This window comes from Streptomyces sp. bgisy159 (genome assembly GCF_965341775.1).
GTDB lineage: Bacteria > Actinomycetota > Actinomycetes > Streptomycetales > Streptomycetaceae > Streptomyces.
The window spans coordinates 75,129-96,061 of record NZ_CBDQZH010000008.1 but is presented as its reverse complement, the minus strand read 5'-3'; the positions used below and the strand labels follow the sequence as shown (position 1 = coordinate 96,061).

The following is a 20,933-nucleotide window of genomic DNA, read 5'->3' as shown; positions in this document are numbered from 1 at the left end:
GAAGGGTAGCGTCGCATGGGCCTGCACGGAAAGGTCGCGGTCGTCACCGGCGGCACGCGCGGCGTCGGCGCCGGCATCGCGCGGGCGTTCGCCGACGCCGGCGCCCGGGTTCTGGTCTGCGCCCGCAGACCCCCCGAAATGCCGGTGGCCGGAGTGGAGTTCGCCCCCCTGGACCTGCGCGACCCGCCGGCCGTCCGCGCCTTCTTCGCCGCCCTGCCCCGCCTCGACGTGCTCGTCAACAACGCGGGCGGCACCCCCCACCGCCGGCTGACCGACGCGGACGCCGAGCGGCACGCGCGCGTGATCGAACTCAACCTCGTCACCCCCCTGACCGCCTCCCTCGCCGCCCACCCCCACCTCAGACGGGCCCGGGGATCCATCGTCATGATCGGCAGCGTCAGCGGCAGCCGCCCCTCACCCGGCTCCGCCGCCTACGGCGCGGCCAAGGCCGGACTGGAGAGCCTCGCCCGCTCCATGGCCGTCGAATGGGCGCCCGAGGTCCGCGTCAACACGCTCGTCGTCGGCATGGTCCGCACCGAGCTGTCCCACCTGCACTACGGCGGTGAGCAGGGGATCGCCGCCGTCGAGCGCACCGTCCCGCTCGGCCGGCTCGCCCGCCCCGCCGACGTCGGCGCCGCCGCCGTCTTCCTGGCGTCGGACGCCGCCGCCTACATCAGCGGCGCCGCGCTGCCCGTGCACGGCGGCGGCGAACGGCCCGCTTTCCTGGACGCCGCGACAGTCACCGAGGAGGACTGAGATGCACGCGAACCTCTGCGACGGCCGGGTGGCCGTCGTCACCGGCGCCGGGCGCGGTCTCGGCCGCGCGCACGCCCTCGCCCTCGCGGCCGAGGGCGCCCGCGTCGTCGTCAACGACCTCGGGGTGACCCTGGACGGCCGCCCCGGTCCCGACAGCCCGGCCACCCGCGTCGCCGACGAGATCCGCGCGGCCGGCGGCCGGGCCGTGGCCCACGCCGGCGACATCGCCACCGCCGAGGGCGCCGCCTCCCTCGTGACGACCGCCCTGGAGACGTACGGCCGCCTCGACACCCTCGTCAACAACGCGGGCTTCCTGCGCGACCGCATGCTCGTCAACCTCGACGAGGACGACTGGGACGCCGTCCTCCGCGTCCACCTCAAGGGCCACTTCCTCCCCCTGCGGCACGCCGCCGCCCACTGGCGCGCCGAGGCAAAGGCGGGCCGCCCGCCCGCCGCCCGCGTCGTCAACACCGGCAGCGGGGCCGGACTGCTCGGCTCGGTCGGCCAGGCCAACTACAGCGCCGCCAAGGCCGGCATCACCGCCCTCACCCTGGTCGCCGCCGCCGAACTCGCCCGCTACGGCGTCCAGGTCAACGCCGTCGCCCCCGCCGCCCGCACCCGCATGACCGAGCGCACCTTCGCGCAGGCCATGGCCGCGCCCGCCGACGGCTTCGACGCGATGGCCCCCGAGAACGTCTCCCCCCTGGTGGTCTGGCTCGGCTCCGCCGCCAGCGCCGGGGTCACCGGCCGGGTCTTCGAGGCCGAGGGCGGCCGGATCACCGTGATGGAGGGCTGGCGGCCGGGCCCCACGGCGGACAAGGGAGCGCGATGGAGCGCGGGGGAGGTGGGGGAGACGGTGACGAGACTGCTGGCGCGCGCGGAGACACCGGGGCAGGTGTACGGCCTCTAGCGACGCGGTGCGGCACCCGGCGGACCGGCACATCGGCACCGCACCCACCCCGGGCGGGACCGGCCGGGGAGGCGAAGCGTTCCTACGTGTCGCACTCCAGAACCGTCCGGCACAGCCCGCACCGCGCCCGCACCCTCCCCCGGACCGGCACCCGGATCCGCTGATGGCAGGTGGGACAGGGGAACGTCACCCGCCACGGACCGTCCCCGCCCGGCGCGAACGAGTACCCCGCTCCCTCCGCGCCCCCGCCCGGCCTGAGCGCCTGCGCCCGGCGCCGGTCCTGCGCGTACCGCCGGCGCCCCGCCCACCCGGCCGCCGTGAGCGGCGGCTGCCGCCCGTCGCGGCCGGCCCGCTCCCGCCCCCGCACGTACGCCTCGTACGCCGGAGCGCTGGTGAACCACGGCGACGGATCCTCCCCGAACACCAGCGCTCGTTTCGCCAGCACGTACCCGAACTCCTCCGGCGTGAGATACCCCAGCTTCTGCGAGGACACCCCGTCCTGCCGGAACGCGTCCAGCAGCAGCCAACCGGCGCCCATATACGTCGTCACCGTGTCCGTGAGGATCTCGTTGGCGCGGGTGCCCGGGAACGACAGGTCCAGCCGGTGCAGGTACACGTGCGCGATCTCGTGCGCCAGCGCCGCGCCGATGTCCCGCCGATGCGTACGGAACCGGGCGTTCAGCTCCACGAAGTACTCCGGGCCGGCCGTCAGCTCCACGCTCGCCGCCTGCTCCATCTCCCGGAAGCTCACGATCAGCCGCGCGTCCGGCAGCCGGAAGTGCCGCACCAGCGCACGCGCCACCCGCTGCGCCCCCAGATACAGGTCGTCGGTGTCGCAGAACGCCACATCGACCGGCGGCACACTGGTGTCGAAGGCGTGAACGGTGTCGTACGACAACCGCCGGTACAGCGCCGTGATCGCGTCCCGCACCGTCTCCAGATGCGGAAAGCCGTGCTCGACCGGTCCGCCGTTCGCCACGCCGCACCCCCAGGACAGCCGTGAACCCGATACCACTGTACGAGGAGGGCGCCCACTAGGGTGAACGCCCATGACCACCAGCAACACCGGAACCGGTGACGTCGACCCCGCCGTGCGCGAGGAGCTGGCGCGGCTGCGCGACAGCATCGACAACATCGACGCGGCCGTCGTCCACATGCTCGCCGAGCGCTTCAAGTGCACCCAGCAGGTCGGCCACCTCAAGGCCCGCCACCAGCTGCCGGCCGCCGACCCGGGGCGCGAGGCCCGCCAGATCGCCCGGCTGCGCGCCCTCGCCGAGAGCGCCAAACTGGACCCCGCCTTCGCCGAGAAGTTCCTCAACTTCATCATCGCCGAGGTCATCCGCCACCACGAGCGCATCGCCGAGGACACGGTCGGCACCGCCGGCTGACGCGCCCGTCCGGGCACGGACGGCGGCCGGTGCACGCCCCGACATCGCGCACGTACCGATCCGCCCCTGTGCCCACGCGACGCCATCAGGCAGCATGTCGTCCATGTCCGTACTGACGCGCGACGAAGCGCAGACCCGTGCCCAGCTGCTCGACGTCCACCGCTACACCATCGAGCTCGACCTCACCACCGGCGACGAGACCTTCACGTCCCACACCGTCATCCGGTTCTCCGCGCGCACGGACCACGAGGTGACGGACACCTTCGTCGAGCTCAAACCCGCCGAACTGCGCTCCGCCACGCTCGACGGACACCCCCTGGACCCCGGGTCCCTGGACGGCAACCGGCTCCCGCTGAAGAACCTCGCCCCCGGCGACCACGAACTGCGCGTCGACGCGCGCATGCGCTACTCCCGCACCGGTGAGGGCATGCACCGCTTCACCGACCCCGCCGACGGGGAGACCTACGTCTACACCCAGCTGTTCATGGACGACGTCCAGCGCGTCTTCGCCGCGTTCGACCAGCCCGACCTCAAGGCCGTCTTCGACCTCACCGTCAAGGCCCCCGAAGGGTGGACCGTCCTCGCCAACGGCATCACCGAGCACACCGGCGACGGCGTCTGGAAGGCCGCCACCACCCCCCTGATCTCCACCTACCTCGTCGCCGTCGCCGCCGGCCCCTGGCACTCCGTGCGCACCGAACACCACGGCCTGCCCTTCGGCATCCACTGCCGCCGCTCCCTCGCCCCCCACCTCGACGCCGACGCCGACGAACTCCTCGACGTCACCCGGCAGTGCTTCGACCGTTACCACGAGAAGTTCACCGAGCCCTACCCGTTCGACTCCTACGACCAGGCCTTCGTCCCCGAGTTCAACGCCGGCGCCATGGAGAACCCCGGCCTGGTCACCTTCCGCGACGAGTTCGTCTTCCGCTCCGCCGTGACCGACACCGAACGCCAGACCCGCGCCATGGTCATCGCCCACGAGATGGCCCACATGTGGTTCGGCGACCTCGTCACCCTGCGCTGGTGGGACGACATCTGGCTGAACGAGTCCTTCGCCGAGTACATGGGTTACCAGACCACCGCCGAGGCCACCCGCTTCACCGACACCTGGACCGACTTCGGCGTCGTCCGCAAGGCGTGGGGCTACGACGCCGACCAGCGCCCCTCCACCCACCCCGTCGCACCCGACGCCGTCCCGGACACGGCCTCCGCGCTCCTCAACTTCGACGGCATCTCCTACGCCAAGGGCGCCTCCGCGCTGCGCCAGCTGGTGGCCTGGCTCGGCGAGAAGGACTTCCTCGCCGGCATCAACATCCATTTCGAACGGCACAGGTTCGCCAACGCCACCCTCGCCGACTTCATCGACTCCCTCGCCGCCGCCACCGACCGCGACGTCCACGCCTGGGCCGAGGCCTGGCTGCGCACCACCGGCGTCGACACCCTCACCCCCACCGTCGGCGGCACCAACGGCTCGCGCACCCTCACCGTCGAACGCGCCGGCAGCCGCCCCCACCGCATCAGCGTCGGCCTCTACGACCAGGACCTCACCGACGAGGGCCGCCTCACCCTGCGCGAGCGGATCGAGGTCGACGTCCCGCAGACCGCGCCCCAGCCGCTCGGCAAGAAGCCGGCCCTGCTCCTGCTGAACGACGGCGACCTCACCTACGCCAAGATCCGCTTCGACGCGGACTCCTCCGCGACCGTGCGCACCGCGCTGTCCGGGCTGCCCGACCCGCTCACCCGCGCGGTCGTCTGGAACGCCCTGCGCGACGCCGTCCGCGACGGCGAACTCCCGCCCGCCGCCTACCTGGAGGCCGCCCGCGCCCACCTGCCGCACGAGACCGACCTCGCCCTCGTGCAGGGCGTCCTCGGCTTCGCCTGCGGCCAGATCGCCGACCGGTACGTCACACCCGAGCAGCGCCCCGCCGCCCTCGCCACCCTGTCCTCCCTGTGCCGCGACCTCATCCGCCGCACCGAGGACGGCGACCACCCCGGCCTGCGCCTGATCGCCGTACGCCACTTCGTCGACGTCGCCGCCCACCCCGAGACCATCGCCGCCTGGCTCGCCGACGGGACCGTGCCCGGCGGCCCGGAACTCGACGCCGACCTGCGCTGGCGGGTCCTCGCGCGGCTCGCCGTGCTGGGCGCGACCGACGAGGCCGCCATCGCCGCGGAGCTCGACCGCGACCCCTCCGCCACCGGGCGGGAAGGCGCCGCCCGCTGCCGGGCCGCGCTGCCCGACCCGGCGGCCAAGGCGGCGGCCTGGGACGCCATGTTCGCCGGCGACGACCTCTCCAACTACCTCTTCACCGCCACCGCGCAGGGCTTCTGGCAGCCCGAACAGGCCGAGCTGGTACGGCCGTACGTGGCCCGCTTCTACGCCGACGCGGTCGCCGTCGCCGAGCGGCGCGGGCCGGCCATCGCCGACGCGGCGGGACGGTGGGCGTTCCCCGTCCACGCGGTGGACGAGGAGGCGCTCCGCCTGGGCAAGGCGTGCCTCACCGACGGCGAGCCGATCCCGGCCCTGCGGCGCAAGCTCGTCGACCAGCTGGACGACCTGGAACGGGCGTTGCGGGTACGGACCGTGTCGGCGGGGTAGCCGGCCGACCGCGGGGACGCGGGGACGCGGGGGCGATGGGATGCGGGGACGCGGGGGCCGGTCGGGCGGCTCCCTGCGTCCCCGGGGTGAGTACGCCGATCCGCGTTTCACCGCTCGCGCCGGGCCGTGCGTCCACCCGCACGTACCCCCTTTCGGGTTCGTTCCCGCCACTTTTCGGGCGCAGTACCCCGAGGCCGTACAAGCTGGTGCGCATGAGCATGCCGCCTCTCGCCTCCGGCCGCCAAGGCGCCGCTGCCCTGAGGGAGTTGACCGGCGTCGTCCTGGACGCGCTGGAGGCCGGGACCCGGGCCCGCGGCGGGCCCCTGCCGGCCGGCGGGCCGCGCGCCGTCGCCGCCCGGGTACGGGACGCCCTCGGCGAGCCGCTGCCCGAGAGCGGCGACCCGGCCGCCCTCGCCGACCTCGTGCGGACCCTCGCCGAGGGCGCCGCCGACCCCGCCGACCCGCTGTGCGCCGCCCACCTGCACTGCCCGCCGCTCGCCGTCGCCGCTGCCGCCGACCTCGCAGCCTCCGTCCTCAACCCGTCCCTGGACTCCTGGGACCAGGCCCCGGCAGCCTCCGCGCTGGAAGCCCTCGTCACCCGGGCCCTCGCCCACCACGCGGGCCTGGCCGACGCCGTCGTCACCACCGGCGGCACCGAGGCCAACCAACTCGCCGTCCTCCTCGCCCGCGAGACCCGCGAGACCCACGCGACCCGCGCGGCCCGAGACAGCCGCGAGACGGCCGGCACGCCAGCGCCCCGCCACCCGCACGCCGGACCCCTCCGCCTCGTCCACGGCGCCAACGCCCACCACTCCCTGCGCCGCGCCGCCTGGCTCCTCGGCCTGCCCGAACCGGTGGTGATCCCCACCCCGGCCGGCACCCTCGACCCCGCCGCCCTCCACACCGCCCTCGCCACCCTGCCCGAGCCCCGCGGCCCGGTACTCGTCGCCGCCACCGCCGGCACCACCGACGCCGGCCTCATCGACCCCCTGCCCGACATCGCCGCCCGCTGCGCCGCCCATGGCGCCCGGCTGCACATCGACGCCGCCTACGCGGGCGGCCTGCTGTTCAGCGACCGGCACCGCCCCAAGCTCGCCGGACTCCACACCGCCGACACCGTCACCCTCGACCTGCACAAACTCGGCTGGCAGCCGATCGCCGCGGGCCTCCTCGCCGTCCGCGACCCCACCGACCTCACCGCCCTGCACCAGCGCGCCGACTACCTCAACGCCGACGACGACACCGAAGCCGGCCTGCCCGACCTCCTCGGCCGCTCCCCGCGCACCAGCCGCCGCCCCGACGTCCTCAAGACCGCCGTCACCCTGCGCACCCTCGGCCGCACCGGCCTGGGCGCCCTGGTCGACCGCGTCTGCGCCCTGGCCCAGGAACTCGCCGACCTCGTCGCCGACCGCCCCGGCCTCGAACTCCACGACCGGCCCACCCTCAGCACGGTCCTGTTCCGCCCCGCCGGCGCCCCCGACACCGCCGTGGCCGCCGTGCGCCGCACCCTCCTCACCGACGGCCACGCCGTCCTCGGCCGCGCCCGTCTCGGTGGCCGTCTCTGGCTCAAGGCCACCCTCCTCAACCCCTGCGCCCGGCCCCACGACCTGGCCACCCTGCTGAACCTGGTGGAAGGACACACCCCCCGATGAGCACCCTCCCCGACCCGCGCCCCGAACCCGACAGCCCCCTCGACCTCGTCGGCATCGGCATCGGCCCCAGCAACCTCTCCCTGGCCGCCCTCGCCCACCAGCGCACCGAACTCGACACCTTCTTCTACGAGCAGTGCCCCGCCTTCACCTGGCACCCCGGCCTGCTCCTCGACGGCGCCCGCGTCCAAGTGCCCTTCCTGGCCGACCTCGTCACCCTCGCCGACCCCGCCAGCCCCTGGACCTTCCTGAACTACCTCAGGGCCCGCGACCGGCTCTTCCCCTTCTACTTCGCCGAGCGTTTCCACATCCACCGTGCCGAGTACGACGCCTACTGCCGCTGGGTCGCCGACCACCTGCCCGCCCTGCGCTTCGGCCACCAGGTCGACGCCGTCCGCTGGAACCCCGAACGCGACCTCTTCGAGGTCGACTTCACCCAGCTCGACACCGACGGCGAGGCCGAGGCCCTCGGCCGCACGTACGCCAGGAACATCGTTCTCGGCATCGGCACCCGGCCCCACGTCCCCGACGCCCTGCGCCCCCTCGTCGACGCCCCCGGCGTTCCCGTCCTGCACGCCGCCGACTACCTCGACCACCGCGACACCCTGCTCGCCGCCGGCCACGTCACCGTCGTGGGCTCCGGACAGACCGGCGCCGAGATCTTCCTCGACCTGCTCCGCCACCGCCCCGCCGGCCGTGAACGGCTCCACTGGATCGGCCGCACCCCCGCCTTCGCCCCCATGGAGTACTCCAAGCTCGGCCTGGAGCACTTCACCCCCGACTACGCCCGCTACTTCCACGGCCTGCCCGAAGCCGTCCGCGACGAGCTGGTCCGCACCCAGTGGCAGCTCCACAAGGGCATCGACGCGGGCACCCTCGCCGCTGTCCACGACGAGCTCTACCGCCGCACCCTCGACGGAGGCTGGCCCGACGCCGTCCTCACCCCCGGAGTCCGCGTCCGCACCGCCGGCCGCATCGCCACCACGAGGGTCGAACTCCACCTGGAACACCTGGAACAGAACACCCGCTCCCGCCTCACCACCGACGCCGTCGTCCTCGCCACCGGCTACCGCGAACGCCCCCTCGACCGCCTCCTCGCCGGCCTCGACCCCTATCTGCGCCGCGACAGTTCGGAACGCCTCCGTATCGACGACCGCTACCGCCTCGTCACCGACCCCTCCGTCACCGGGTCCGTCTTCGTCCAGAACGCCGAACGCCACACCCACGGCGTCGGCGCCCCCGACCTCGGCCTCACCGCATGGCGCTCCGCCACCATCCTCAACACCCTCACCGGCAAGGAGCCCTACCCCCTGCCGGACCGCACCGCCTTCACCACCTTCGGCCTGGAACAGCGACAGCCCCAGATTCCGCCCGCCCGCCGGCCCAGGGCACTGACACCCCTGGTGGACGGAGTCTGAGGCCGCCGCCGACATCCGGCGGCCCTAGAACACCGGTGTGCCCTCCCGCGTCAGCCTCCAGTCCACCGAGGCGAAGTCCGCCGGGTCCAGCACCCCCTTCGCGGTCACCCACTCCGCGATCCGGGTCCGGATCTCCGTCGACTCCGACCACACCTCCTGCGCCGACGCCACGTGCGGGAACGCGCCGCCGCCGTTGGCCCGGTAGTTGTTCACCGCGAACACGAACCGCTGCCCGTCGTCCAGCGCCGCACCCTGGTACGTCAGGTTCCTGATCCGCGAGCCCGGCGCCCGGGCGATGTCGATGTCGTACGACAGACCCGACACGTAGTCGTAGTTGTAGTCCGGGCGGCCGTTCGCGTTGGTGAGCTTCTCCACGTCGACCACCGCACCGACGGCCGTCTGCACGAAGTACTCCGCCGAGTACTCCAGGTACGCCCTGAGCTGTGCTCCGGTCATCACCTTGGCGACGAGCGTGTTGTCGTAGACGTACAGGCTCGACAGGTCCCGGATCGTCACCTCGCCCGCCGGGATCTCCGACGTGCGGGAGAACGGCGACGCCTGCGAGATCACCGGCAGCGACGCGTACTCGGTGCCGGCCAGCGCCGCCTTGACCACGTCCTCCTGGACCCTGGTGATCAGGTCGATGATGGGCGCGTCCTTGTAGCGGGCCTCGACCGTCGTCAGTGTCTGCGTCGCCGTGCCCACCACCTGGTTGACGTACTCGACGACCTTCGCGTGCTCGTCGCTCAGCAGCTTGACGATCTCCGGGTCGTCGGCGACCGCGTTCGAGTTCAGCACCTTCGACGCCACCGACTCCACACTCCAGCGGCCCTTGGCGAAGACCAGCCCGATGTCGAAGACCGACAGCCGCTCCGCGTACGCCAGCGGCTCCGACAGCACCACCGTCCGCCCCGTCTTCTCGTTGACGACCTTCAGCTCCGGGATCTCCACGTGCGCGTGCCCGACCAGGATCGCGTCGATGTCCGGCACCAGCCGCGCCACGTTGGCCGCCGCGTTCTCCACGTACGGCACCTGGTCACCGTACGACGACGTGCCCGACGAACCCGAGTGAGCCGAGACGATCACCACGTCCGCGCCCATCGACTTCAGCTTCGGCACCCACTTCGCGGCCTGCTCCTCCAGCCCCGGGAACGCCAGCTTGCCCTGCACGTACGCCTTGTCCCAGATCGCGATGCCGGGGTTCGTCAGACCCAGCACCGCCACCTTCACCGGCCGCCCGCACCCCGGCGCGTGGAACGTCTTCATGAAGTACGGCGGGAAGGCCGGCCGCAGCGTCTTCGCGTCCACCGCGTTCGCGCCCAGCAGCGGGAAGTCCAGCTGCTCCTCGAACCTGCGCAGCGTCTCGATGCCGTAGTTGAACTCGTGGTTGCCGAGCGCGGCGGCGTCGAACCCGATCGCGTTCATCGCCTGCGCCATGGGGTGCACCGGGCCGCCCTCGGCGGTGATCGGGTCCACCTTCGCGTAGTAGTACGTCAGCGGCGTGCCCTGGATGGTGTCGCCCGCGTCGATCAGCAGCGTGTTGCGGCGGCCCTTCTCCGCCCGGATCCCGTTCACCAGCGTGGAGATGCGCGCCAGGCCCTGGGCGTTGCCCGCCTTGTCGGTGTACTCCGCGTCCTTGAAGTAGTCCCAGTTGAAGACGTGGCCGTGCAGGTCGGTCGTCCCCATGACGGTGAGCGAGTAGCGCCGGGGGTGCTTCCGGTCGGCCGGGGCCGGTGTGGTCGCCGCGTCGGCCGGGGCCGCAGCGGCCCCCGCGATCGCCACTCCCGCCCCGGTCGCGGCGGACTTTTTGAGGAACTTCCGGCGGTTCAACGGCATGTCTTGCTCTCCTCGCGGGACGATCACTGACGCGCGTAGATAACGCGCGTAGATTCTGACCCGGTCATGACCAGACGCAAAAGGGCCGGAGGGTTTCTTTCTGGTGACCGGAAGAAACAACTCCGGTGTCATAAGCGGCCAAGGACTGACAGTGTGGGGCGTATGACCGCACCGCACGGCACTCCCGACGCCCCCCTCCTCACCGTCCGCGGCGAAGCCGAACTGGACGCCGACCCCGACCTCGCCCGCATCACCGCCACGGTCATCGCCCGCGGCCGCGACCGCCGCACCGCCCTCGACGACCTCACCCGCCGCAACACCGCCGCCCTGGACCTCGTCAGGTCCTACGGCGACGCGGTGGCCCACCTGTCCACCGGCACCGTCTCGGTCGGCCCCGAGGTCTCCGGTCGTTCGCGCGGAGGCGTCCGCGCGTACCACGGCCGCGTCTGGGTCACCGCCGAACTCACCGACTTCACCGTCCTCGGTGAACTGGTCGCCCGCCTCGCCGACCTGGACGTCACCCGGGTCGACGGCCCGTCGTGGGACCTGCGCCCCGACTCGCCCGTCCACCGCCGGGCACGGGAGCAGGCCGTGCAGGGAGCGGTCCGGCGCGCCCGCGAGTACGCGCAGGCCCTCGGCACCACCCTCGCCGCCCTCGTCGAACTCGCCGACTCCGGCAGCCATGAGGGGCGCCCCCGGGCCGCCTTCGAACGCCGGGTCGTGCGCGCCTCCGCCGGGGGCGCCGCCGACACGCCCGAAGCCCTCGACCTGGAACCGCAGAGAATGCGGGTCAGGGCGGAGGTCACCGCACAATTCACGATGAATCCGCCAAGCCTATGAGCAGAAAGTCGCTCTGCATCGCGAAAAGGTGTCCGACTGCTCATCAGAGCACCCCGTCGCACAATTCGGCGTCCGTCAACCACCCTTAGGGCAAAGGTCGTTGGCCCGACATGTCCGGCCAAGAAACTACTCGGTGGTAAGTCGTAGGGTCGCTCCATGCGCCGAGCGAAAATCGTCTGCACCCTGGGTCCTGCCACCGACTCCTACGACCAGATCAAATCCCTGGTCGACGCCGGAATGGACATCGCCCGCTTCAACCTCAGTCACGGTTCCCACGCCGAACACGAGGAGCGCTACCAGCGGGTCCGCAAGGCCGCCGACGAGACCGGCCGCAGCGTCGGCCTCCTCGCCGACCTCCAGGGGCCGAAGATCAGACTCGGCCGCTTCGCCGAAGGGCCCGTCCTCCTGGAGCGCGGCGACACCTTCACCATCACCGTCGAGGAGGGCGTCGAGGGCGACCGCCACCAGTGCGGCACCACCTACGCCGGACTCGCCGACGACGTCACCCCCGGCGAACGCATCCTCGTCGACGACGGCAAGGTCGGCCTCGAAGTCACCGACGTCGACGGGCCCCGCGTCCGCACCACGGTCGTCGAGGGCGGGATGGTCTCCGACCACAAGGGCCTCAACCTGCCCGGAGTCGCCGTATCCGTCCCCGCGCTGGCCAAGAAGGACGAGGAGGACCTCCGCTGGGCGCTGCGCACCGGCTTCGACATCGTCGCCCTCTCCTTCGTCCGCAGCGGCCGGGACATCCGGGAGGTCCACCGGATCATGGACGAGGAGGGCCGCCGCCTCCCCGTCATCGCCAAGGTGGAGAAACCCCAGGCCGTCGACGCCATCGAGGACATCGTCGCCGCCTTCGACGGGCTCATGGTGGCCCGCGGCGACCTCGGTGTGGAGATGCCCCTCGAACAGGTCCCCATCGTCCAGAAGCGCGCCGTCAAACTGGCCAGGCGCAACGCGAAGCCGGTCATCGTGGCCACCCAGATGCTCGACTCCATGATCGAGAACAGCCGGCCCACCCGCGCGGAGGCGTCCGACGTCGCCAACGCCGTCATCGACGGCACCGACGCGGTGATGCTGTCCGGCGAGACCAGTGTCGGCAAACACGCCGTGGAATCCGTCCGCACCATGGCCAAGATCGTCGCGGCGGCGGAGGAGGACATCCTCGCCAAGGGTCTGCCCCCGCTCACCGAGAGCAGCAAACCGCGCACCCAGGGCGGTGCGGTCGCCCGTGCGGCGGCCGAGACGGGTGACTTCCTCGGCGCGAAGTTCCTCGTCGCCTTCACGCAGTCCGGCGACACCGCCCGCCGCCTCTCCCGCTATCGCTCCCCGATCCCCCTGCTCGCCTTCACCCCCGATCCGGCGACCCGCTCCCAGCTGAGCGCCAGCTGGGGTGTGGAGACCTTCCTCGGCCCCCACGTCGACTCCACGGACGCCATGGTCGACCAGGTCGACGAGCTGCTGACCCGCTACGGCCGCTGCCGTCCGGGCGACACCGTCGTCATCACCGCCGGCTCCCCGCCGGGCGTCTCCGGCTCCACGAACATGGTCCGCGTCCACCACATCGGCGAGTCCGACGCGGGCAGGTGACCGGACCAGCCGGTTGCCGCGCGCAACGAAAAGCGGAGGCTCACCTGAGTGAGCCTCCGCCAGAAGCGTGCCGGGTGCGGGATTCGAACCCGCAAGCCGTGAGGCGCGGTCTTTTGAGGACCGTGTGTATGCCGATTCCACCAACCCGGCGGGAGCCGCTGCGCGGAAGCATACCGGGTCACCACACCCCTCTGCCTCTGGGTAGGCTTCATACTCAGCAGCACAGCCCGGCCCGTACCAAGGAGCCCCCGTGACCGCCGAGTCGCCCCAGCCCGTAGACGTGCCCGACGACGACAGGTCGCACGTGCCTCCGCTGACGACCCGGGTCGTCATCGCCGAGGACGAGGCGCTCATCCGGCTGGATCTCAAAGAGATGCTGGAGGAGGAGGGCTACAGCGTCGTCGGCGAGGCCGGGGACGGTGAGCAGGCGATCGAGCTGGCCCGTGAGCACCGGCCGGACCTGGTGATCCTGGACGTGAAGATGCCGAAGATGGACGGCATCTCGGCGGCGGAGAAGATCGCCGAGGAGAGTATCGCCCCGGTGCTGATGCTGACGGCGTTCTCCCAGCGCGACCTGGTGGAGCGGGCTCGGGACGCGGGCGCCATGGCGTACCTGGTCAAGCCGTTCAGCAAGAGCGACGTGGTGCCGGCGATCGAGATGGCCGTCTCCCGGTTCACCGAGCTGAAGGAGCTGGAGAAGGAGGTCGCGGACCTCACCCAGCGCCTGGAGACGCGCAAGCTGGTGGACCGCGCGAAGTCGGTCCTGCAGACGCAGTACGGTCTGACGGAGCCGGCCGCGTTCCGGTGGATCCAGAAGACCTCGATGGATCGACGCATGTCGATGCAGCAGGTCGCGGAGGCCGTCATCCAGGACGCGGAGGAGAAGAAGACGTCCAAGGGCTGAGCGGCCCGACGCGTACGACGAGGCCCGCGCTCCCCGGAAAGCACCGGGGGCGCGGGCCTCGTCGTGTGCGGGTCAGTCCTCGCCGAGGTAGGCCTTGCGCACGGACTCGTCGTGGAGGAGGTCCTGACCGCTGCCGGACAGGACGATCTTGCCGACTTCCATGACGTGGCCGTGGTCGGCCAGGGAGAGGGCGGCCTGGGCGTTCTGCTCGATGAGCAGAATGGTGGTGCCCTGCTGCTTCAGCTCCTGAATGGTCGCCATGATCTTCTGCATCATGATCGGCGAGAGGCCCATGGAGGGCTCGTCGAGCATGAGCAGCTTGGGCCGGGACATCAGGGCGCGGCCCATGGCGAGCATCTGCTGCTCTCCGCCGGAGAGGGTTCCGGCGGCCTGCTTCCGGCGTTCCCCGAGGATGGGGAAGAGGTCGTAGGCGCGCTGGATGTCCCTCTCGATGCCGTCCTTGTCGTCCCGGAGGAAGGCGCCGAGGCGGAGGTTGTCCTCGATGGTCATCCGGGGGAAGATGTGCCGCCCCTCGGGGGAGTGGGCGAGCCCGAGGGAGACGATCTTGTGGGCGGGGATCTTCTTCAGGGACTGGCCGTCGAAGCGGATGTGACCGGAGACCGGCTGGAGGAGCCCGGACAGGGTCCTCAGGGTGGTGGTCTTGCCGGCCCCGTTGGTGCCGATGAGGGTGACGACCTCGCCCTGCTCGACGGTGAAGGAGATGCCCTTGACGGCCTCGATCTTGCCGTAGGCGACCTTGAGGTCCTCGACCTCCAGCAGTGCGGTCACTTGTCGTCCCCTTCCGTGGTGCTGTCCGCCGGGGACGCCTCGGACGCCTCCGCTTCGGACGCCTCCGTGTCGGACGCCTCCGTGTCGGACGTATCCGTTTCGTCGGCCTCCGTGTCGGACGATCCCGTGTCGTCGGCCGTCGTCCCGGACGCCGCCGCGTGGGAGGCCGCCGCCTCGGACTCGGCGGCCGCCACCTCGTCGGCCTCCTCCTTGCCGGGCGCGCCCTCGAAGGGGGTGCCGAGGTAGGCGGCGATGACGCGTTCGTCGGCCTGGACCACTTCGGCGGGGCCTTCGACGATCTTCTCGCCCTGGACGAGCACGGCGACCCGGTCGCACAGGTTCATGATGAACCGGATGTCGTGTTCGATGACGAGGATGGCGATGCCCTTGTCGCGGATCGCGAAGATGAGCTCCTCGGCGGCACGGGTCTCCTGCGGGTTCATGCCGGCCGTGGGCTCGTCCAGCAGCAGGAGCCCGGGCTCGCTGGCCAGGGCGCGGGCGATCTCCAGCTTGCGCTGCTCGCCGTAGGGGAGGTTGCGGGCGAGGTGGTCCGCCTTGGCGGCGAGACCGGTGAACTCCAGGAGTTCCATCGCCCGCTCACGGGACTTCTCCTCCGCCTTGTGGAAGGACGGCAGACGCAGGAGGGCGGACCACAGGCCCTCGCGGGTGCGGGTGTGGCGTCCCACGAGGACGTTCTCCAGAACGGTCATGTTGGCGAAGAGCCGGATGTTCTGGAAGGTGCGGGCGATGCCGGCCTGGGTGACCAGGTGCGGCTTGGGCGGCAGGACGGTGTCCTGGTACTTGACCGTGCCCTCGGTGGGGACGTACAGGCCGGTGAGGCAGTTGAAGAAGGTGGTCTTCCCGGCGCCGTTGGGCCCGATGAGGCCGACGATCTCGCCGCTGTTGACGGTGAGGTCGACGGAGCGTACGGCGGTGAGGCCGCCGAAGCGCATGGTCACGCCGCTGGCGTCGAGGACCGTGGTGGTGGTGGGTGCGGTGGTGGTCATGGCGGTCACGCCCCTGCCTTGGCCGCGCCGGTGGCGCCTTCGGGCAGCGGTTTGTCCTCCGGTACGTCGAGCTGTCCGGTGTCGTGGAATTCCAGCTGCTTGCGCCGGTCGGCGACCAGACCCTCGGGCCGGAAGCGCATCAGCAGCATCAGGGCGACGCCGAAGAGCAGCAGCTGGTAGTCGGCCATGAACTGGAGCTTGGCCGGGATGAGGTAGAGCAGGGCGGCGCCGATGAGGGGGCCGCTGATGGTGCCCATGCCGCCGAGGATGACGGCGGCGAGCAGGAAGGCCGAGTTGGGCGGCACGGGGCCGGCGAACTGGTACTGCTCGGGGGTGACGCTGTAGGAGACGTGGGCCTGGACGGTGCCGGCGAGGCCGGCGAGGCAGGCGCCGAGGGCGAAGGCCAGGAGCTTGAGGCGGAAGCCGTTGATGCCCATGGCGGTGGCGGCGGTCTCGTCCTCGCGGATGGCGACCCAGGCGCGGCCGATGCGCGACTCCGCGCTGCGGCGGAAGACGGTCACGACGATGGCCGTGAACAGCAGCATCAGCAGGTAGTAGTTGCCGGAGCGGGTCAGTTCGTGGCCGAGGACGTCGTGCGGCAGCCCGAGGTTGAATCCCAGGATCTTCAGGTCGGGGATGTTCGGGATGCCGTTGGAGCCGTTGGTGATGTCCGGTCCGCTGTTGCCGTTCAGGTTGTTCATGGTGATGCGGAAGATCTCACCGAAGCCGAGCGTCACGATGGCGAGGTAGTCGCCGCGCAGACGCAGGGTGGGAGCGCCGATCACCACGCCGAAGACGAGCGAGGCGAGGGCGCCGGTGAGGGCGGCCGCCCAGAACGGGAACTGTACGCCGATGGACGACTGCGGTGAGCCGGAGACCAGGGCGGCGGCGTAGGCGCCGACACCGAGGAACGCGACGTAGCCGAGGTCGAGGAGGCCGGCGAGGCCGACGACGACGTTGAGGCCCAGGGCGACCGTGGCGAAGATCAGGATGTTGGCGCCGATCAGCGCGAACTGGTCGTTGGTCTGGGTGAAGGGGAAGCAGATCGCGGCGGCGAAGGCGGCGGTGAGGGTGACGCTGCGGTGCTTGGCGGTGAGCGCGGACAGCTGCTTGATCAGTCCGGCCCGGGCGACGGCGAGGACGCCGAAGGCGGCGCTGACGAGGAACCCGATGAAGAGCTCGGAGTAGGTGCCGATGCCGTACGCGAAGATGTAGAGGCCGATGCCGAATCCGGCGGTGATGAGGAGGATCTCGGCCCAGGAGGGCAGGTTCTCCAGCCGGCGCGGTTCCGGGGCGGTCAGCGCGTGGCGCAGACGGCTCCAGGTGCTGGGGGCCGGTTCGTCGGCGCTGTGGGGGTGGTCGGCGGGCAGGCCGAGGGCGCTGACGGCGGCCACGAGGGCGCCGATGCCCGAGACCCAGGCGCCGGGTTCCAGGTTGACGAGGCCACCGAGGTTGTAGCTGATGGCGCCCATGGCGTAGCCGGTGGTGCCGAGGACGCCGAGGGCGCTCAGGATGACCGGGCTGTTGGTGCCGCCGGGGGTGAGCCAGCCGAGCCCCCGGACTCCGTAGCCGGAGAGGGTGAACAGCAGGGTGAGGGCGGCGCCGACCAGGGTGAGGACCTGCAGGCCGCCGGGGTAGCCGGTGACGGTGAGGTTGCCGGGGAACTCCGCGGTCCAGGTCCAGGCGAGGAAGGTGCCGACGAGGGCGACGGCCGAGCCGGCGACCACACCGGCGCGTGCCGCCGCGGGCGGCAGGGGGACGAGCGCTTCGGTCCGGGGCCCGGAGTCGGGGGTGGTCCCCGAGGTCATGTCGGGAGAGGTGCTGGTGGTCATGGGTATCACGCCCGATCCGCGACGCGTTCGCCGAGCAGGCCCTGCGGTCTGAAGAGCAGGACGAGGATGAGCAGGGCGAACGCCCACACGTCCTTCCAGGCGCCGCCGCCGAAGAGGTCCATGCCGGGGATGTCGCCGATGTAGCCGGTGGCGAGGGATTCGGCGAGACCGAGGACGACGCCGCCGAGCATGGCGCCGTAGATGTTGCCGATGCCACCGAGGACGGCCGCGGTGAAGGCCTTCAGACCCATCAGGAAGCCCATGCGGAAGCCGACTTGGCCGTTCTTGAGGCCGTAGGCGACGGCGGCGATGGCGGCGAAGGCGGCACCGATGGCGAAGGCCATGACGATGATGCGGTCGGTGTTGATGCCCATGAGCTTGGCCGTGTCGGGGTCCTGCGCCGTGGCCTGCATGCCGCGGCCGGCGCGGGTCTTGCTGACGAAGAGGGCCAGGGCGGCCATGCACAGCGGGGCGGCTATCAGGACGAAGAGGTCACCGCGCTGGATGTTGGCGCCGAGGAAGTCGAAGGGCGCTCCCGAGAACTGCGGGAAGGGCCGGTCCTTCTTCGCGTCGGGGTACCACTTCCACACGGCCTGCTGGAGCACGATGGACAGGCCGATGGCGGTGATGAGGGGCGCGAGGCGGGGGGCGGTACGCAGAGGGCGGTAGGCGAACCGTTCCGCCGCGGTGGCGACGGCGACGGACACGATGACGCCGCCGAGGATCATGAGGGGGATGGCGGCGCCGAGCGCGAAGCCGCTGGGGAGGACGAGCCAGACGGTGAGGGCCCCGAAGCCCCCGACCATGAAGATCTCGCCGTGGGCGAAGTTGATGAGCTGGACGATGCCGTAGACCATCGTGTAGCCGATCGCGATGAGTCCGTACATCGCGCCGAGGATGAGTCCATTGGCCAGCTGTTGCGGCAGTTCTTGCACCGCAGGGCCTCCGTGGAGTGGTTCGGATACGGCGCCGCGCGGGAGCGCTGGTGGGCGCTGCCCGCGCGGCCTGGATCAATGTGTGCGGGGGTGTGTGTCTGCCGTCCCTGCTCAGTCCAGCTTGGGCGAGGCGCTGTACTCGGGGGCCCAGGCGTTGCTCTTGATCTTGTAGGCGGTCATCAGGGTGTTGGTGGTGTCACCGAACTCGTCGAACGAGATGGTGCCGGTGACGCCGTCGAACTTGACCTTGCTCATGGCGTCCAGGACCGCCTTGCGGCCGTCCGCCGGGACCTTGCCGCCGTTGCCGTCGACGGCCAGCTTGACGGCCTCGATGATGGACCAGGTGGCGTCGTAGGTCAGGCCGCCGTAGGCCTCGTAGGCGTCCTCGTAGTTCTCCGCCTTGTAGTTCTTGATGAAGGTCTGCGCGGAGTCGAGCTGCTCGACGGGCTTGCCGACGGAGGTGGCGAGGTCACCCTCGGCCTTCTTGTTCAGCTTGGGGTACTCGCCGGAGTAGATCCCGTCGCCGCCCATCAGCGGGATGTTCTGGCCGCTGTCCTTGAGCTGCTGGCTCAGGGGCGCGGCGGCCGGGTACTCGCCGCCGTAGTACAGGGCCTCGGCACCGGTCTTCTTGATCTTGGTGACGACGGCGTTGAAGTCACGGTCGTCGGGGTTGATGTGGTCCGAACCGACGATGGTGCCGCCGAGCTTGGTGAAGTTCGCCTTGAAGGAGGCGGCCAGGCCCGCGCCGTAGGTCTTCTGGTCGTCGATCAGGTAGACCTTCTTCTTGCCCGCCTTGGTGAAGAGGTAGTCGGCGGCGAACGCGCCCTGGACCTCGTCGGTGGTGGCGGTACGGAAGAACGTCTTGAACGGGCGGACGGAGTTGCCCGTCTTCCAGCCGTCGCCCTGGGTCAGCTCGGTGCCGGTGTTGGCGGGCGAGACCTGGACCAGGCCGGCGTCGCTGAACGGCTTCTGCATCTGCTGGGAGACGCTGGAGTTCAGCGGGCCGACGACGCCGAGGACGGCCTTGTCGCTGATGAACTTCTGGGCGTTCTGCTGGCCCACGGAGGGCTGCGCCTGGTCGTCGAGGGATTCGAGTTTGAACTCGACGCCCTTGACGTACTCCTGCTTGTTGGCGGTCTTGACCGCGAGGTCGGCGGAGTTGCGGATGCCGAGGCCCAGGGCAGAGAGGTCGCCGGACAGCGGGGCGTCGAGGCCGATGACGACAGTGGTCTTGCCGCCACCACCGCCGCTGTCTCCGCTGTCGTCGCGCGACCCACATGCGGTGAGCGTGAGCGAGCCCGCCGCGAGCGCCGCGGTGAGGGCTATGAGCGAACGTTGACGCACGAATCAGTCCTTTCCCTGGCACGGCGGCCCTCCACAGGGTCGCGCCGAGTCGAGCGCTGGACCGAAGGGGCTTCGAATCCGGTGGCGCGGTGACTGGCCGTGACTCTAAGCGTGTGTGGGGAAGGTGGAGGAGTATCTGACGGAGGCTGTGACTCTCTTGTTATGACACGAGGTAATGCAGAGCGGTACTGAGTGGGTGGAACAACGGAATTCCAGCCGATTCGCCCTGTCCACATGGTGAGAACTCCCAGGACCGGCGCGGGTGTGTTCAGGTGTCTCGGGCGTTTTGGTGATTACCTGGAATCGTTGCTGCGGGCTACTTCCGGGGCCTTCGAGGACTCCTGGGTAAAGCGTTCCCCAAGGATGAAAGGGCCTTCTGCATTGCGCGCGTATTACGCACAGTTACGCGGGGGAAAGGGGGTCGGTGTTCCCCGCTGATTTTCCCGCATTCCGCCCCATGCTTGGTGATGAACCGTCAGGGCGGAGGAAACCGGGCGGAATCCGGGCGCGGAAGCGCCGGGTCGGGGAGCAACAGGTGTGCCGGGGGCGGCGGTTGCGCCCCCGGCACGGTCGGTGCGTCGGTCGGCCCGGGTCAGCGCGCCGGCCGCGCGGGCGCCTCGTCGCCCGGACGCACGTCCCGCAGCATGCAGGTCAGCCGCGCCGTGCACACCCGCCGCCCGCCCTCGTCGCTGATCACGATCTCGTACGTAGCCGTGGAGCGGCCGCGGTGCACCGGCGTGGCCACGCCGGTGACCAGACCGGAGCGGACCCCGCGGTGATGCGTGCAGTTGAGGTCGACCCCCACGGCGATCTTGGCGCTGCCGCCGTGCAGCATCGAACCGACCGAGCCCAGGGTCTCGGCGAGCACGGCCGAGGCGCCGCCGTGCAGCAGGCCGTAGGGCTGGGTGTTGCCCTCGACGGGCATCGTCCCGACGACCCGCTCGGCCGACGCTTCGACGATCTGCACGCCCATCCGCGTGCCCAGGTGGCCGGCCGAGAACAGGGCGGGCAGGTCGACGCCGAGCGCGGCGTACTCGTCGAGGACCTCCTGCGGGAACTTCACATGCTGCTGCTCGCCCATGGGCCCGGCTCCGTTCGTCGTCGTACGTCAGGCAACTCCTGAGCAAACG

Annotated in this window: 17 protein-coding genes and 1 tRNA gene; 9 read left to right on the top strand and 9 right to left on the bottom strand. The window is 71.2% G+C overall.

The features are described 5' to 3' along the window. Nucleotides 1-15 precede the first annotated feature (15 nt). Nucleotides 16-756 (top strand): SDR family oxidoreductase, encoded by a 741-nt coding sequence (locus ACSLTV_RS10890; RefSeq protein ID WP_435612033.1) that lies wholly within the window; start codon nucleotides 16-18, stop codon nucleotides 754-756. A 1-nt stretch (nucleotide 757) separates the two neighbouring features. Next, nucleotides 758-1,666: an SDR family oxidoreductase gene (locus ACSLTV_RS10885; RefSeq protein ID WP_432136011.1), complete on the top strand. Its 909-nt coding sequence runs from the start codon at nucleotides 758-760 to the stop codon at nucleotides 1,664-1,666. 82 nt (nucleotides 1,667-1,748) lie between these two features. Here the strand turns inward: ACSLTV_RS10885 and ACSLTV_RS10880 are convergent, their stop codons facing one another. Beyond that, a complete protein-coding gene (locus ACSLTV_RS10880) occupies nucleotides 1,749-2,645 on the bottom strand; it encodes a hypothetical protein (protein ID WP_435612032.1) in 897 nt (298 codons plus the stop codon). 70 nt (nucleotides 2,646-2,715) lie between these two features. Between ACSLTV_RS10880 and ACSLTV_RS10875 the strand changes: the two genes are divergently transcribed. The 4 genes from ACSLTV_RS10875 (at nucleotide 2,716) to ACSLTV_RS10860 (ending at nucleotide 8,723) form a co-directional block, all read left to right on the top strand. Then, on the top strand, nucleotides 2,716-3,054 hold the full coding sequence (locus ACSLTV_RS10875; RefSeq protein WP_432136013.1) for a chorismate mutase: 339 nt from the start codon (nucleotides 2,716-2,718) through the stop codon (nucleotides 3,052-3,054). Nucleotides 3,055-3,157: 103 nt separating this feature from the next. Then, nucleotides 3,158-5,656 carry an aminopeptidase N gene (gene pepN, locus ACSLTV_RS10870; RefSeq protein WP_432136014.1) on the top strand — a complete coding sequence of 833 codons (2,499 nt, stop codon included), beginning with the start codon at nucleotides 3,158-3,160 and terminating at the stop codon, nucleotides 5,654-5,656. 212 nt (nucleotides 5,657-5,868) lie between these two features. Next, the gene (locus tag ACSLTV_RS10865; RefSeq protein WP_435612031.1) at nucleotides 5,869-7,308 is read left to right on the top strand and encodes a pyridoxal phosphate-dependent decarboxylase family protein; all 1,440 of its coding nucleotides are present in this window, start codon (nucleotides 5,869-5,871) and stop codon (nucleotides 7,306-7,308) included. Further along, nucleotides 7,305-8,723 carry a lysine N(6)-hydroxylase/L-ornithine N(5)-oxygenase family protein gene (locus ACSLTV_RS10860; RefSeq protein WP_435612030.1) on the top strand — a complete coding sequence of 473 codons (1,419 nt, stop codon included), beginning with the start codon at nucleotides 7,305-7,307 and terminating at the stop codon, nucleotides 8,721-8,723. The genes ACSLTV_RS10865 and ACSLTV_RS10860 overlap by 4 nt, the downstream gene beginning before the upstream one ends. Before the next feature lie 24 nt (nucleotides 8,724-8,747). On the opposite strand, the gene ACSLTV_RS10855 is transcribed toward ACSLTV_RS10860, so the two are convergent. Continuing rightward, complete coding sequence (locus tag ACSLTV_RS10855) at nucleotides 8,748-10,559, bottom strand: bifunctional metallophosphatase/5'-nucleotidase (protein WP_435612029.1); 1,812 nt, start codon at nucleotides 10,557-10,559, stop codon at nucleotides 8,748-8,750. 162 nt (nucleotides 10,560-10,721) lie between these two features. Here ACSLTV_RS10855 and ACSLTV_RS10850 point away from each other — a divergent pair, with 162 nt between their 5' ends. Together ACSLTV_RS10850 and pyk are read left to right on the top strand one after the other, a co-directional pair. Further along, the gene (locus ACSLTV_RS10850; protein WP_432136018.1) at nucleotides 10,722-11,399 is read left to right on the top strand and encodes an SIMPL domain-containing protein; all 678 of its coding nucleotides are present in this window, start codon (nucleotides 10,722-10,724) and stop codon (nucleotides 11,397-11,399) included. A 156-nt stretch (nucleotides 11,400-11,555) separates the two neighbouring features. Further along, a complete protein-coding gene (pyk, locus tag ACSLTV_RS10845) occupies nucleotides 11,556-12,992 on the top strand; it encodes a pyruvate kinase (RefSeq protein WP_432136019.1) in 1,437 nt (478 codons plus the stop codon). A 68-nt stretch (nucleotides 12,993-13,060) separates the two neighbouring features. Here pyk and ACSLTV_RS10840 read toward each other — a convergent pair. Continuing rightward, nucleotides 13,061-13,142, bottom strand: a tRNA-Leu gene (locus ACSLTV_RS10840). A 100-nt stretch (nucleotides 13,143-13,242) separates the two neighbouring features. Between ACSLTV_RS10840 and ACSLTV_RS10835 the strand changes: the two genes are divergently transcribed. Beyond that, complete coding sequence (locus tag ACSLTV_RS10835; protein WP_432136020.1) at nucleotides 13,243-13,896, top strand: ANTAR domain-containing response regulator; 654 nt, start codon at nucleotides 13,243-13,245, stop codon at nucleotides 13,894-13,896. 72 nt (nucleotides 13,897-13,968) lie between these two features. Here the strand turns inward: ACSLTV_RS10835 and ACSLTV_RS10830 are convergent, their stop codons facing one another. From ACSLTV_RS10830 to ACSLTV_RS10805, 6 genes are all read right to left on the bottom strand, one after another. Next, entirely contained in the window at nucleotides 13,969-14,685 is a 717-nt protein-coding gene (locus ACSLTV_RS10830) for an ABC transporter ATP-binding protein (protein ID WP_432136021.1), read from the bottom strand. Continuing rightward, on the bottom strand, nucleotides 14,682-15,692 hold the full coding sequence (locus tag ACSLTV_RS10825; RefSeq protein ID WP_435612028.1) for an ABC transporter ATP-binding protein: 1,011 nt from the start codon (nucleotides 15,690-15,692) through the stop codon (nucleotides 14,682-14,684). Before ACSLTV_RS10825 ends, ACSLTV_RS10830 begins: the two co-directional genes overlap by 4 nt. A gap of 5 nt (nucleotides 15,693-15,697) precedes the next feature. Then, the gene (locus ACSLTV_RS10820) at nucleotides 15,698-17,524 is read right to left on the bottom strand and encodes a branched-chain amino acid ABC transporter permease (protein WP_432136023.1); all 1,827 of its coding nucleotides are present in this window, start codon (nucleotides 17,522-17,524) and stop codon (nucleotides 15,698-15,700) included. A 5-nt stretch (nucleotides 17,525-17,529) separates the two neighbouring features. After that, a complete protein-coding gene (locus tag ACSLTV_RS10815) occupies nucleotides 17,530-18,459 on the bottom strand; it encodes a branched-chain amino acid ABC transporter permease (protein WP_432136024.1) in 930 nt (309 codons plus the stop codon). 111 nt (nucleotides 18,460-18,570) lie between these two features. Continuing rightward, the gene (locus ACSLTV_RS10810; protein ID WP_432136025.1) at nucleotides 18,571-19,803 is read right to left on the bottom strand and encodes a branched-chain amino acid ABC transporter substrate-binding protein; all 1,233 of its coding nucleotides are present in this window, start codon (nucleotides 19,801-19,803) and stop codon (nucleotides 18,571-18,573) included. Nucleotides 19,804-20,395: 592 nt separating this feature from the next. After that, nucleotides 20,396-20,884, bottom strand: a complete 489-nt coding sequence (locus tag ACSLTV_RS10805) for a hotdog fold thioesterase (RefSeq protein ID WP_432136026.1) — start codon at nucleotides 20,882-20,884, stop codon at nucleotides 20,396-20,398. Nucleotides 20,885-20,933: the final 49 nt, after the last annotated feature.

Bases quoted from the DNA above. Each gene is read 5' to 3' on its own strand.
- ACSLTV_RS10890 (WP_435612033.1), top strand. From the start codon at position 16: ATGGGCCTGCACGGAAAGGTCGCGGTCGTCACCGGCGGCACGCGCGGC.
- ACSLTV_RS10885 (WP_432136011.1), top strand. From the start codon at position 758: ATGCACGCGAACCTCTGCGACGGCCGGGTGGCCGTCGTCACCGGCGCC.
- ACSLTV_RS10875 (WP_432136013.1), top strand. From the start codon at position 2,716: ATGACCACCAGCAACACCGGAACCGGTGACGTCGACCCCGCCGTGCGC.
- pepN (WP_432136014.1), top strand. From the start codon at position 3,158: ATGTCCGTACTGACGCGCGACGAAGCGCAGACCCGTGCCCAGCTGCTC.
- ACSLTV_RS10865 (WP_435612031.1), top strand. From the start codon at position 5,869: ATGAGCATGCCGCCTCTCGCCTCCGGCCGCCAAGGCGCCGCTGCCCTG.
- ACSLTV_RS10860 (WP_435612030.1), top strand. From the start codon at position 7,305: ATGAGCACCCTCCCCGACCCGCGCCCCGAACCCGACAGCCCCCTCGAC.
- ACSLTV_RS10855 (WP_435612029.1), bottom strand. From the start codon at position 10,559: ATGCCGTTGAACCGCCGGAAGTTCCTCAAAAAGTCCGCCGCGACCGGG.
- ACSLTV_RS10850 (WP_432136018.1), top strand. From the start codon at position 10,722: ATGACCGCACCGCACGGCACTCCCGACGCCCCCCTCCTCACCGTCCGC.
- pyk (WP_432136019.1), top strand. From the start codon at position 11,556: ATGCGCCGAGCGAAAATCGTCTGCACCCTGGGTCCTGCCACCGACTCC.
- ACSLTV_RS10825 (WP_435612028.1), bottom strand. From the start codon at position 15,692: ATGACCACCACCGCACCCACCACCACCACGGTCCTCGACGCCAGCGGC.
- ACSLTV_RS10820 (WP_432136023.1), bottom strand. From the start codon at position 17,524: ATGACCACCAGCACCTCTCCCGACATGACCTCGGGGACCACCCCCGAC.
- ACSLTV_RS10805 (WP_432136026.1), bottom strand. From the start codon at position 20,884: ATGGGCGAGCAGCAGCATGTGAAGTTCCCGCAGGAGGTCCTCGACGAG.